Source organism: Lysinibacillus sp. NPDC093692, from assembly GCF_050280125.1.
Lineage (GTDB): Bacteria > Bacillota > Bacilli > Bacillales_A > Planococcaceae > Lysinibacillus.
Genome location: NZ_JBNNUW010000020.1, coordinates 62,386 through 75,545, shown reverse-complemented (window position 1 = coordinate 75,545; position 13,160 = coordinate 62,386). Strand labels below are relative to the sequence as shown.

Annotated in this window: 15 protein-coding genes; 6 read left to right on the top strand and 9 right to left on the bottom strand. The window is 35.9% G+C overall.

Features of this window, described 5'->3' with window-relative positions; translation table 11 throughout:
• Positions 1–319: 319 nt before the first annotated feature.
• On the bottom strand, positions 320–880 hold the full coding sequence (locus tag ACQKN4_RS19095; RefSeq protein ID WP_427484530.1) for a hypothetical protein: 561 nt from the start codon (positions 878–880) through the stop codon (positions 320–322).
• A gap of 156 nt (positions 881–1,036) precedes the next feature.
• On the opposite strand from ACQKN4_RS19095, the gene ACQKN4_RS19090 reads away from it, so the two are divergent.
• Positions 1,037–1,492 carry a hypothetical protein gene (locus ACQKN4_RS19090; protein ID WP_427484529.1) on the top strand — a complete coding sequence of 152 codons (456 nt, stop codon included), beginning with the start codon at positions 1,037–1,039 and terminating at the stop codon, positions 1,490–1,492.
• Positions 1,493–1,699: 207 nt separating this feature from the next.
• Here the strand turns inward: ACQKN4_RS19090 and ACQKN4_RS19085 are convergent, their stop codons facing one another.
• From ACQKN4_RS19085 to ACQKN4_RS19065, 5 genes are all read right to left on the bottom strand, one after another.
• Positions 1,700–2,113 (bottom strand): VOC family protein, encoded by a 414-nt coding sequence (locus ACQKN4_RS19085; protein ID WP_427484528.1) that lies wholly within the window; start codon positions 2,111–2,113, stop codon positions 1,700–1,702.
• 141 nt (positions 2,114–2,254) lie between these two features.
• On the bottom strand, positions 2,255–2,881 hold the full coding sequence (locus tag ACQKN4_RS19080) for a kinase (protein ID WP_427484527.1): 627 nt from the start codon (positions 2,879–2,881) through the stop codon (positions 2,255–2,257).
• Positions 2,882–2,939: 58 nt separating this feature from the next.
• Positions 2,940–3,581, bottom strand: a complete 642-nt coding sequence (locus ACQKN4_RS19075; protein WP_079563042.1) for a 3-oxoacid CoA-transferase subunit B — start codon at positions 3,579–3,581, stop codon at positions 2,940–2,942.
• Positions 3,582–4,289: a CoA transferase subunit A gene (locus ACQKN4_RS19070; RefSeq protein WP_427484526.1), complete on the bottom strand. Its 708-nt coding sequence runs from the start codon at positions 4,287–4,289 to the stop codon at positions 3,582–3,584.
• Positions 4,290–4,396: 107 nt separating this feature from the next.
• Positions 4,397–5,275, bottom strand: a complete 879-nt coding sequence (locus ACQKN4_RS19065; RefSeq protein ID WP_079563040.1) for a LysR family transcriptional regulator — start codon at positions 5,273–5,275, stop codon at positions 4,397–4,399.
• Positions 5,276–5,575: 300 nt separating this feature from the next.
• Between ACQKN4_RS19065 and ACQKN4_RS19060 the strand changes: the two genes are divergently transcribed.
• Entirely contained in the window at positions 5,576–6,889 is a 1,314-nt protein-coding gene (locus ACQKN4_RS19060) for a short-chain fatty acid transporter (protein WP_427484525.1), read from the top strand.
• A gap of 111 nt (positions 6,890–7,000) precedes the next feature.
• Here the strand turns inward: ACQKN4_RS19060 and ACQKN4_RS19055 are convergent, their stop codons facing one another.
• Complete coding sequence (locus ACQKN4_RS19055; protein ID WP_170939027.1) at positions 7,001–7,612, bottom strand: LysE family translocator; 612 nt, start codon at positions 7,610–7,612, stop codon at positions 7,001–7,003.
• A 206-nt stretch (positions 7,613–7,818) separates the two neighbouring features.
• Here ACQKN4_RS19055 and ACQKN4_RS19050 point away from each other — a divergent pair, with 206 nt between their 5' ends.
• Positions 7,819–8,244 (top strand): SRPBCC family protein, encoded by a 426-nt coding sequence (locus ACQKN4_RS19050; protein ID WP_427484524.1) that lies wholly within the window; start codon positions 7,819–7,821, stop codon positions 8,242–8,244.
• Positions 8,241–8,561: an ArsR/SmtB family transcription factor gene (locus ACQKN4_RS19045; RefSeq protein WP_079563036.1), complete on the top strand. Its 321-nt coding sequence runs from the start codon at positions 8,241–8,243 to the stop codon at positions 8,559–8,561. Before ACQKN4_RS19050 ends, ACQKN4_RS19045 begins: the two co-directional genes overlap by 4 nt.
• A gap of 40 nt (positions 8,562–8,601) precedes the next feature.
• On the opposite strand, the gene ACQKN4_RS19040 is transcribed toward ACQKN4_RS19045, so the two are convergent.
• Together ACQKN4_RS19040 and ACQKN4_RS19035 are read right to left on the bottom strand one after the other, a co-directional pair.
• Positions 8,602–9,381, bottom strand: coding sequence for a YqhG family protein (locus ACQKN4_RS19040; RefSeq protein WP_427484523.1), 780 nt, complete (start codon positions 9,379–9,381; stop codon positions 8,602–8,604).
• A 17-nt stretch (positions 9,382–9,398) separates the two neighbouring features.
• On the bottom strand, positions 9,399–10,913 hold the full coding sequence (locus ACQKN4_RS19035; protein WP_427484522.1) for a DEAD/DEAH box helicase: 1,515 nt from the start codon (positions 10,911–10,913) through the stop codon (positions 9,399–9,401).
• Positions 10,914–11,532: 619 nt separating this feature from the next.
• Here ACQKN4_RS19035 and ACQKN4_RS19030 point away from each other — a divergent pair.
• Both ACQKN4_RS19030 and ACQKN4_RS19025 read left to right on the top strand, forming a co-directional pair.
• Positions 11,533–12,357, top strand: a complete 825-nt coding sequence (locus tag ACQKN4_RS19030) for a methyl-accepting chemotaxis protein (RefSeq protein ID WP_079563033.1) — start codon at positions 11,533–11,535, stop codon at positions 12,355–12,357.
• A 211-nt stretch (positions 12,358–12,568) separates the two neighbouring features.
• Positions 12,569–13,141: a dienelactone hydrolase family protein gene (locus ACQKN4_RS19025; RefSeq protein WP_079563032.1), complete on the top strand. Its 573-nt coding sequence runs from the start codon at positions 12,569–12,571 to the stop codon at positions 13,139–13,141.
• Positions 13,142–13,160 lie beyond the last annotated feature (19 nt).

Genomic DNA, 13,160 nt, shown 5'->3' with positions numbered 1-13,160 from the left:
TCTTTCACTCATTATGTTCCATTATTGAAACTTGAATAACAGCTTTATATTTTAAAACTGAAAATATGTAGACAGTCAGACGTCAGACAAATCACTTCACTATACATTGTTTTCACTAGCAATTCAATAGTTAAAAGAAAAAAACTCCGCTAAAAGTGTATACGCTTACAAGATTATCGTATAAAAAAAGACCATCATAAATGACGGTCTCCGTTTACTACAAGTTTTTGTAAGCTGTATTCAAATTATACTGATTTAAATGAACTTATAAGGATAAATTGCCCCCCATAAATCCTTTTACATAAAAATGTGTTTCGTTTTATTTTATAAAATTCAATGCTTGTCGGGTAGATTCAATAAGTAATACATCCCCTTTATGCTCTCTTAACTTTAATGCTCCTTCAAAGCATTTTTCTGCCTCTGCAATTTTCCCTAATTCTAATAAACACTTTCCTCTATGTTGCATGGCAAAGTCCACATATAACAAATTATTGTCTGCCTCACATTTATCTAAAACACCGTTGAAGATTTCTAATGCTTCTATTGGATTACCGTTATATTTAATTGCCTCCCCTAGGCGTATTAATGACACGATTTCTCGATTGCTATCTTTCTGATCGCAGGCAATTCTAATGCATTCCGATAAAATAATAATGGCTTTTTGCGGTTCTCCATAAATTCTATATAAGTTCCCCAGTGTTCCCATTAGAAAGTATTTCTCATCTTCACTCTTTGTATTTGTAAGTAAATTTTCAGCAATGTCTATCATTTCTTTTAATTTAATCGGATTAGATGTTTTTTCACGAAGATACTCATTGTTATCAAAATAAATTATTTCACTTATTGTCAAAAGACAGTTTTTAAACTCTGAAAAGTTCATTTTTGAATACCTCCTATTGTTATTTCTGGTCTTTATCGAGAACCGCACTTAAAACGAGGATGTAACTCCATGTTAATCTTGAAAAAAGCTATCTTCTTTTTGTATAATTCTCCTCCATTTTGCGCATATATGGTAGTAACAAGGGAGGTTATTACATTGAAAAAGTTATTTTATTTATTTTTACTAGCCACACTTTTATTATCAGCTTGCGGGAAAAATACTGCTCCAAAGGAAGTTGCTGTCGATAAAAATACTTCAGTTGAAGATATAGTGGGAGCTATCGTTAAAAATAAATTCACTGTGGAAGAAAAGAATGGTACCGTATCAATCTCTATTCAGGATACTGATGTGAAAAAAGGTATGAAAAATCAAATGTTAAAGGATTCCACTAAAATATTTGCAGAGCTGTCTAAGCTACCTAGTGTTAAAACTCCAGCTATTAGTTGGTCTGCTCCGTTAACAGAACCAAATGGGGACAAATCTATGAATGAACTATTAAATATTTACTTTAGTGAGGAAGATTTTAAAAAGGTTAATTGGGCAAATTATACCCAGCTAGATATTGAATCTACTGCTACTCATTATCATCAAGAGGCTACTTTAGGACATTAGAGCATTTCAATGACAAGATACCCCCTCGCGTATACACGAAGGGGTATCTTTTTAATTGCTTAAAACAAATGTTTTTGTAATAATTTTCCTATAGAATACCTTTTCTCCCCTTCCCTATTAAAGGTCGCATTTTAATACCACACAGGGTATAAAAGATAGAACCTCCCGCTATGCTTTCGGTACTTAAAACATTCTGCTGAAAAGAATTTAAATCCCCTCTGTGTTCATTAATACTAGACGCCAGCCTTCGGGATCTTCAATTGTGACGCCTTTTTCAGCCCAATATGTATTTTCTGGCTCCACCTCAGGATAGCCCATTTGCAATAAGCGTTCGGCAATACGCTGTATAGTTGAACGCTTTGGAATATATAGTACGAGCAAATTATCCTTTGTTGGTGCTGGGCAAGGACTTCCTTCAATATGCTCTATAAATTCTAAATGATAGCTGGCATTCGGAAGACCAATCATGATACCAGTGTAGCCTCGATGCCCTGAAAAAGAGCCTATTTTTTCTAACCCCACGCCTTCGCAATAAAATTCTTCAATTTCCTTTATTTTATCAGTCGGTCTTGCTACACGTACCTGTGCCACCTGAAAATCATCTGACCATTGTTGTCTCATAGTTAATTCCCTCCTTTACCATCATTGTATAACGGAAAAATAGAGCTAGAGAACAGCCAATAGTCTGAAAAATCAAAAGAATCGTTCATACTCGTCCGAAATACCCGCGAAATCCATGTAAATACCCGTGAAGCGACATTTCTACTTTAAAAAATCACAAATTTTATCTGCAGCTGCTAACGGATTTTCTTTTTCTAAATAATACTCCTCAGCTGGCCAATATCTTCTTTGATACTTATTTAGCCGTTCTTGAAAATCTCCAATATAGGAATCCCTTTGTAATACTCTTTCCTTTCGAACTGTTCGAGGGATATCTAGAAATAAACGATAATCATAAAAGTTATTCCATTCATGCCTCAAAAGGAATACTCCCTCGATCACAAGAATACTATTCGTTCCTAATTTTATTCTTCTATTGTTAACGGTATCTGCTGATTGATTATAAAATGGGAGTCGGAATTGGAACTTGTTTTTATGTAAGGGTAACAACATATTATTTTTAATCAATTCAACATCCCATTGTAAATAATAGTATTCATACCATTCTGCGTGGCCAGTATTATAACGTTTACTGCTTTCTACGATATGATTATCTATATGGATTAATTCTACAGCACAAATCGATTGTAGCTCCTTCGCTAGTTTGTTAGCTACAGTGGACTTGCCTGCACCACCTAATCCATCAATCGCTACAATGAATGGTCTATCTTTAACAGAGCTCTTGCTAAATTGCTTTATAATATCGTACTTTAATTCATGTATATTCATTTGTTGCTACTCCTAATAAAAATAACCAGCTCTATCAAAAGAACTGGTTTCATTTAATTTATACTGTTAAAGCAACACTAAAAGAAGCAGCGGTCTTCTCTTTTACTTCCTCTACCGTGACACCCTCTGCTAATTCTATAAGCTGCATCCCTTCATCTGTAAAATCGAAAACAGCCAAATCTGTAATTAATCTATGCACAACGCCCTTTCCGGTTAAAGGTAGCTCGCATTGCTTTTTTATTTTTGACTCACCGTTTTTATTGACATGCTCCATCACGACGACTACTCTTTTCGCCCCGACTACAAGGTCCATGGCACCTCCCATACCTTTCACCATTTTCCCTGGAATCATCCAGTTCGCAAGGTCCCCCGTTTCAGATACTTCCATGCCACCTAAAATAGCCAGATCGATATGGCCTCCACGAATCATGGCAAATGATTCGGCACTGTCGAAGAAAGAGGCACCTGGAACTGCAGTGACCGTTTCTTTACCTGCATTAATTAAATCAGGATCGACCACGTCTTCTGCCGGGTATGGACCAATGCCAAGAAGCCCGTTTTCTGATTGTAAAAGGACGTCATAGTCAGACGGGATTGCATTGGCCACTAGCGTTGGAATACCAATACCTAAATTGACGTTCATGCCATTTTGTATTTCTTTTACTGCTCTATTCACTATTCTTTGTCTTGTATCAGCCATTTACGCATCCCCCTTTTTTATCATCAAACGCTCAATACGCTTCTCATAATTACCACCTAGTAAAACCCGCTGCACGAACACACCAGGTGTATGAATATGATCTGGATCTAGCTCTCCAACTTCAACAATTTCCTCTACTTCTGCAATCGTAATTTTTCCTGCCATTGCAGCTAGTGGATTGAAGTTACGTGATGTTTTTCTAAAAACTAAATTGCCTAGCTTGTCCGCCTTCCATGCTTTGACTAGTGCAAAGTCGGCGACAATACCTTTTTCTAAAATATATTCCTTGCCATCAAAAACCTTTACTTCTTTCCCCTCAGCGATGGGTGTTCCGACTCCAGTAGCTGTGTAAAAACCCGGAATCCCAGCTCCACCAGCTCGCATGCGCTCCGCTAACGTACCTTGTGGTGTCAATTCTACCTCAAGCTCCCCGCTTAAAAATTGCTGCTCAAAAATTTTATTTTCACCTACATAGGATGCAATCATTTTTTTGATTTGTTTATTTGCTAATAAAAGACCTAAACCCCAATCATCCACACCGCAGTTATTGCTTATGACCGTTAAGTCCTTTGTTCCCCTTTGAACTAGCGATGCAATAGATTTTTCAGGGATTCCACATAGCCCGAAACCCCCTACTGCTAACGTATCTCCATCTTTAATGTCGGCGACGGCCTCCTCAAACGAATTCCACACTTTCCCCTTCCCCATATCGAAACCCCCTAAAATTTCTCGTTTATTAAGAAAAATTCTACCTTACTACCGTTTTATAAGTAAAGGAATAAATTAGAATACTATTTATTCTAAAAGTGCATAAATCAATTTTCAGAACGTATTGTATGGAGTAGTTGCTTTAATGCAAAGGATTGATAAGTATTTTTCTTCGTAATAACGCCTAAACGCCATGGCATGTCAAAATTAAGTAACGGTATAATTTTGACATTCCTGTTCGTCTGCTTTGCGGCAATTGAATATGGTAAAAGAGTCACCCCTAGGTTCGAGGATACTAGCTCCACTATCAAATCCCATTGCGAGCTTTTATAGCCGACTACTGGTGTAAATCCTACGCTTTTACATGATTTAATAACATAATCATGTAATGTGAATTCCTCTGTAAAGATAATGAATGTTTCATTTTTTAAATCTTGTAATCGAATATGTTCTTGCTGAGCTAGTGGATGGGACTCATTGATAAAGACAAAAAATTGATCTTCCACAAATGATTGGACAGAAAATTTCCTTTCATCAGTAGGTATAACGACAATTCCCATATCAACATCGCCATTTTCTACTAACGTTCCGATCATTTTAGCTCCCCGTTCCACAAGCTCTAAATGCACCTTAGGATATTGCTTATGAAACTTTCGAGCAATTTCAGGGAAAAATAGTGTGCCAATTAGTGGCGGAATTCCTAATTTAATCGTACCTGTTTTGATGTTCGATAAATCATCCAATAATATATGTAAATCGTGTACAGAACGTATTATTTTTTGTCCTTGTTTATAAACAATACTACCAGCGTCTGTTAATTCTATATTACGTGTAGATCGGTTTAACAACTCTACATGAAGAGCATTCTCCAACTTTTTAATGCTTTTGCTTAATGAAGGCTGTGACATAAAGCATTCATTAGCTGCCTTTGAAAAACTCCCATGTTCAACAACGGTCATAAAAGCTTTTAAATCCCGCAACTCCATATAGATACCCCTCCATTTATTCTAATTTGTTATAAAAAATATTCCAAAACTCTCTATTTAGTAATAGATTCTCCTCATTTTCTACTTATCCTTCTTCTTAAAAACACGTGGACCAAACATAATAGCCATAAGGCTTAGTTATGATTTTAATCACAGTTATATTCCGCAATAGTAATCATCCGTTTATTTCTACATTACGTTCATTTTATTGTGCTTGATTACCGATTTATCTTTCTTTATTCATTTCCCTATGTACAATTAGCCATAAGGGATGGCAGAAAAGGAAAGGGGATTTCAAACATGAAAACGTTAACAAGAATTTCAAATGCTATCATGGAAAAATATTTACCTGATCCATACATTTTTGTCACTATACTCACAGTATTAACGTTATTATTAGGGGTTGCATTAACAGATGCTTCTCCACTCGATATGGTGACATATTGGGGAGGTAGTTTTTGGAGTTTACTAGAATTTACAATGCAAATGGTGATTGTCTTAGCTGCAGGCCATATTTTAGCGAATAGTCCCGTTTTTAAAAAAGGATTAGCAGCCATTGCAAGTAAAATAAAAACACCCGGTATGGCCATTATTATTGTTACATTTGTATCGCTAATCGCTTGCTGGATTAACTGGGGTTTCGGACTTGTCATTGGTGCCCTATTTGCAAAGGAAATTGCTCGGCATGTTAAAAAAGTTGATTATCGTTTATTAATTGCTAGTGCCTATTCAGGCTTTGTTATTTGGCACGGTGGATTAGCTGGCTCAATTCCGTTATCCATAGCTACTGAAGGTCATAAGTTTGCGGATATTATGGGGATCATCCCAACAAACATTACATTATTTTCAACGTATAACTTATTTATAGTTATTGTGATCGTTTTCACTTTACCTTTCTTTAATCGTTGGATGATGCCAAAAGAAGAAGACTCGGTTGAGGTTGACCCTACTTTATTAGTAGAGGAAAAAACAGCGTTGCCTAAACCTGTAAATAACTTTGCTAGCCGCTCTGAAAGAAGTTATATTTTAACGATTTTAATTGCTATTATTGGACTCGTATTTTTAGTACATCATTTTATGACGAAAGGCTTTGTTCTTGATTTAAATGTGATCAATACGATTTTTATTGTGTTAGGGATCATTTTCCACGGGACACCACAGCGTTTCCTTGCTGCTGCACAAGATGCTATTAAAACAACAACAGGCATCGTTTTTCAATTTCCGTTTTATGCAGGGATTATGGGTATGATGACCGCTTCTGGTTTAGCTGCTGTATTCTCAGAATGGTTCGTCAATATTTCTAATGAACATACCTTCTATTTGTTTACATTTTACTCTGCAGGACTTGTTAACTTCTTTATACCATCAGGCGGTGGGCAATGGGCGGTACAAGCTCCTATTATGCTAGACGCTGCAACCACTTTAGGTGCCGACTATGCTAAAACTGCCATGGCAATCGCGTGGGGTGACGCTTGGACGAATATGATTCAGCCGTTCTGGGCACTACCAGCCCTTGCAATTGCTGGCTTAAAGGCTAGAGATATAATGGGCTTCTGTTTATTCATTTTAATCTTCACCGGCATTATTATTAGCATTGGCTTCTTGTTCTTCTAGCTGGATATAAAGTACTTCACGGGATATTTATCCGTGAAGTTTTTATTTTTAGAAAGTGATCCCTACTACTAAAATAAATTTTCCCCAAAAATTTAGCCGCAAAAAAAGCCCTTAATGGGCTTTTTCTAATGCCAATTTAATGCCAAAGCCAATTAACACTGCACCTGTCAATCCTTCGATTACAGCTTTCGTCCTTGGCTTTTTCATAAATGCGCTAATTTTATCCAATAAGTAAACATAAAACACAAACCAAAATCCTGTTAACGCCGTATAAATAAGTCCCATCATAAGAAACGGTATAAATGTACCGCTCTTGCCATCTACAAACTGAGGTAAAAATGTGAGAAAAAATACAGCCACCTTCGGGTTTGTTACGTTCGTTAAAAAGCCTTGCTTAAAGCATGATTGCTGCGAATATTTATGATCAATTTGGGCCTCATCTTGCACAACAGGAGGCTGCGTACGTATTGTTCGTAATGCCCATAAAGTTTTAATACCTAAGTAACATAAATAGACCGCTCCGACGTATTTTAAAATGGCAAATACATATGCTGACTTTACAATAATCGCGGAAAGTCCAATAACTGCTGCAAATGTATGAATCAATAATCCACAGCACGAACCAAGTAAAGTCTGTAAGCCCCCTTTTCTACTTACGGTAAGTGTATTTTTTGTTGCAATCGCCGTATCCGGACCAGGCAAAATAATTAATAAAATACACATTAATAAAAAGACAGATATGTTCACCACTTTAATACCCTCCCTTTTAATCAGAAAATTATAAAAATAATTTTAACATATGTACAACTACACCAAAAGACGTGATGTGAAAATTTATCCAAAGTAATTATAATTGACATGCAACCATAAGGTGTTATATATTCATAACACCTTATGGTTACATTTTTTTATAAAGGAGTTCATTTTAAATGACTGAAAAACTAGAGAACATTGTTAAAACAGTTACACTCAATGCACCGATTGAAAAAGTGTGGGAAACAGTAACAGACGCTGAAAAGATTGCTTCTTGGCTTATGCCAAACAATTTTAAGCCCGTTGAAGGGCATGAATTTACAATACAATCACCGTTTGGCCCTTCACCATGTCGAGTAGAACAAGTAGATGCTCCACATTTTGTTCGTTTTGCATGGGATACAGATGGATGGTTTGTCACTTTTGAACTGAAAGAAATTGGTGAGCAAACAGAGTTTACATTAACTCATGGTGGCTGGAAAGAAGCTTCACATATCATTCCTAAAACTAACATGCCTGCTGAAGCTATTCGTACAACTATGGATGGCGGCTGGACAATGCTTATCGGCAAAAAATTAAAAGAAGTTGTAGAATCACAATGACACCGCTTGCTGTAAAGCATGATGTTTTTCAAGCAATCGCTGATCCAACAAGACGTCATGTCCTACAGCTACTTGCCTCAAGTGATAAACCGATCTCACTTATTTCTGAAAATTTTTCTATTAGCCGAACTGCTGTCGTGAAGCATTTAAAAATTTTAGAACAAGCTGAGCTAGTCTCTGCCCAAAAAAAGGGACGAGAAAAAATATACACATTACATGCCGAAAAACTAAAAGAGATTGAAGACTGGCTACAGTACTTTGATTTGTTTTGGGATAATAAGTTGGCGCAACTACAAAGTATTTTTGAAGAAGATTAAATGACAAGGAGCTGTCCCTTCTAATAGGACAGCTCCTTGTTTAATAAAGATAAAATATTCCACCACTAATAATTTCTATTTTAATTTTTGTATCGTATTGTTCCTCTAATGCCTTCTTTTCAACATCATAACATTCGGGTTTGTCATCTTCCTCTTCATAAAAATAATCGAGTACCCGCTGATCACGTTGCCATCGTTTTTTAGCTTCAGTAGCCCATGAATGATCATCTTGTTCAATTATTTTTTCAATAGTAGCATTTAATCTTTCAAGTGCTCTAAGGGGCTTTATAATAAATTGAACATGAAAAGCATTATCTGCTGGAACAGTGTCAAAATCGGATGTACATATCGTTTCTTGAAAATCCTCTTTTATGACCCCAGTTAGCAAGTTTATACCCAATGAATAAAGCATTTCTTTCGTTTGGTCGCAGCAATATGACACTTTAAAATTAACACCTAACCATGGCGTAAGGATAACTTGCCCTATTGCGGTATCCACCTTCTCAAAAAGCTGAACATAAGCTCCTAGCTCCCTTGTTGCTTGAAAAAGCTGGTTCATTCTCGGAGAACCGAAATGAATAGCTTCGCCATAAAGGCTCCCAGCTGATGCCGTTTGATCTGTAATGAAAGTTACTTGGGCTGGATTTGCCTCAGTATTTGTTGCTTCTACGTATTGCCAATAAAAAGGGCGATTCATTATTCTTTTATCAATATCAACTGTTAATTGTACCGTGAGATAATGCTGATCTTCCCTTAAAATAGGGCAATCATTTTCATTAAAAAATTCTCGTAAATAACTATGAACTTGCTGTGGATACATAGTCCTTCTCCCTTACACTATACAGATTCTTTAAAGTTAGATAGAATCGCATCTAAGTCGCCGACTACCTTTTCGAAAACATCAATTTTCGTATGAAGTAATGCTAATATATTCTCTTCAATTGTATTGGCTATAGCGAGATTATAAATATGAACATCATGCTCTTGCCCTAAACGATGCACACGACCAATCCGTTGCTCTAGCTTCATAGGGTTCCAGGGCAAATCATAGTTAATGACATGATGACAAAATTGAAGGTTAATCCCCTCACCGCCTGCCTCTGTTGCGATTAGAACCTGCGCCCTTTCCTTAAAAAGATGCTTCATATAATCACGTTTGCTTTTATTATATTTACCGTTGAACAGGACACTCGTAATACCGTTAGAATGTAAATACCATTGTAAATAAATTTGAGTAGCTCTATACTCTGTAAAAATAATCACTTTATCCTTGGCCTGTTCGACTATTTCTAGTGTCTTTTTCGCCTTTGAATTCACTTCTAATGCCATTAATTTTGCTAGTATATCTTCAATTTCTTGTGATTGTGCATTGTCTTCAAGCATTTTAGATAACGTCAAGGCTGTTGCCTCTTTACTACTACACATTTCCTTCTGCAATGTAATCATTGAAAAAGAGCCTGTATTTTGAAGCGTTCCGAGCAGATTATAAACTTCCTCTTCTTCCTTCGTAAATCGAATAGGGACAATTTGAACACGGCGATTTGTCCACTCAATGCCCGTGTCCTCCCTCCTATTCCTCACCATCACCTGATTCACTAATTCCTTTAAATAATCATTATGCTCTAAATCATGCTTGCTTGCCGAAAATGCAGATTGAAATGTATCATAATTGCCAAGATGACCAGGCTTAAGTAAAGAAATAAGATAAAATAATTCAAAAACATCGTTTTGAATCGGTGTTGCCGTTAATAATAAACAAAACTTTTTCTTTAAGCCTTGTACAAATTCATAAATTTGGGTTTTATGATTTTTTAGTTTATGTGCCTCATCGATAATAATCATGTCGTAATTCTGCTCATAAATGCGCTCTTTGTGAGGACTCTTCTTCGCTGTATCCATACTCATAATAAGGACATCATAGCGCTCAATCGACACATTTTTTTTATAAGCTATTGCTGGAATGTGGAATTTAATATTTAATTCTTCAATCCACTGATTAATAAGAGATGCTGGAGCTAATATTAACGCTCTTTTAACGAGTCCTCGAATCAGATATTCTTTTAAAATTAAACCTGCTTCAATTGTTTTACCAAGACCTACCTCATCAGCTAGAATCGCCTTTCCATTCATACGTTCAATGACTGTTTCTGCCGCTTCCAACTGGTGTGTAAGTGGCTTTAAATTCGGTAAATACTTTGTCGCCTGTAAACCTGTGAAATCAGTAATTAACTTCATTTTCACAATGTCATAATTCATCTTGTACAATGTCCAGCTATCCCACTTTTCAAGATGATTTAGTTTATTGATAAAGCCTTCTTCCCATTCGGACGACCTTTCTATTTTCATGATCATCACCTCATGCTATTATTTCTAGTTTAGGTTGTCCAAAAAAGAGAAAGCTATGTTAAGCTTTGCGAAAGAAAATATAAATATTTAATGAAGTTTTTTGCATTAGGTACTTATTTATTTAAAAAAATGAAGGACGCTCTTTTGCAAATCGAGAGATTGATTTCCGTTCCGGCTGCTGCTTTCCTGGGGGCGTCCGCTGAGCCGCTTCTCCAAGAGCATGTATCCTCTAGCATGTCACTCTAATTTATAGTAATAAAATCATACATCAGCATCATGATTTATTTCCTTCATACAGAAATCCCGCTCATTTTAAACGCCACAACATTTGCAAAGTTTTTACTTTATTATTTCCATCAGGTGCTGCTTAATTCATTTGCGAATGGTTAGATGATTTACTTGACTCTTTTAATAACCTGCAATATTGTTTTTTTAAATCCAATCCCTTTCAAGCAAATTAATTATAAAACCTTAATTTCGTACAATTTAAAAGGATTATGGTATTAAGATAGTCTTTTTATCCTTTTCTTTTTTTCATACAATTAAAGAAGCATTACTTTCCAGAAATTACGTTTTTGCAAAAAACGAGATTATTACAAAGCTTACATATACTGAGGAGGTTACTATGAATATTATTGAAGCATTATCAGCGTCATTACCTTACATTCATTTAGCTATGAAAGGCGAGTCCATGATTGGATTAGTAGATAAAGAGAGTGAGAGTATTATTGCTTATTTACCTGGGAAACGGATAGATTCTGGTTATAAAATTGGACAAAAAATTCTCCCAGGTGATGCAATTTTACATCTCCCACTTAAAGGCAAAAGTACTGATGAACCTGTACCAAAAGAATTTTATGGAGTGGAATTTAATGCATTTTCTTTTCCTGTTCGCGAAAATGGGCAAATCGTAGGCGCGCTAGCCTTTGGAATACCTATTGACGATTCTCTACAAATGGAGAAATATATTGTTACTATGAATGACATTATCCAAAACCTGCAGGATAAATTACATACAATTGCCTCTCATTCGGAGGAGCTAGCCGCAACTAGTGAGGAAATTAATAAACAGACCCAATTCGCTTTAGAGGACGCAGAAAAAACAAATGGTATTACCGATTTAATAAAAAATATTTCTCGTCAAACAAATCTCCTCGGATTAAATGCATCGATTGAGGCGGCACGAGCAGGCCAACATGGTGCTGGATTTAATATAGTAGCACAAGAAGTTCGCAAGCTTTCTACCGAAACATCTACTGCTACCGATAACATCGAATCCTCTCTTCGAAGCATCAATCATAATCTTGAGAGTTTAAAGCAAAATATGACTCAAATAAATGGCGCCACAAACGAACAGGCACAACTTGTTCAGGACTTTAGTGAAATTATTGACGAGCTTAGTACGCTTAGTACCGAAATGAAGGGTTTTATGTCTAAAGCTTTAAAATAAAGACTTATATCAATAGAAAAATCCGCCTCGCTTTCTGTGGTCAAATCAATAGCCACAAAAGTCTGCGTGGATTTTTTACTTTTTATGTAAGGAAAATTCATCAATTGTTAAATAGTTATTTCAAAATAACAAATTATAGACTAAAATTTTCTAAAATATACTATATGATTACTTTTTGATACACTATTGGAAAAAACAAAATGAGGTCAAAATGAAAAGGAAAGTATTTATATTACATGAGATTTATGGAGTCAACAATTTTATAAAAATGCAAGCTGAGTCATATAGTAACGCCAACACTATTGTTGAGTGCATTACTTTATATTCAGACAATAGAATATTCCCATATGAACAAGAACAGCAGGCTTATGATTATTTCATAAATGAAATTGGCTTTGATGCTCCCCTCGAACAACTAACCGAAAAAGTATTGGAGGCTAGCTCACATTATGACGAAGTGCTGTTAATCGGATTTAGCGTGGGTGCAACATTAGCTTGGAGATTATCAACATTGCCATTACAAGGAATCGTTTGCGTTTATGGTTCACGCATTCGACAATACCTGGATGTGATCCCCTCTTGTCCGACACTCGTCATTTTACCCAGTGATGAGAAAAGTTTTAATGTCCATGTATTAAAAGAAACACTCGATACATTACCACTTGTTCATACGAGTCAATATCTAGGTCAGCATGGTTTTATGGACTGCAATAATTCAAACTATTGTTATAAAAGTTATCTACAGGCACAAAACGAAATCTCGCAATTTTTCGAAATTAAATGAAGTAAGGGTGGACTTAGTA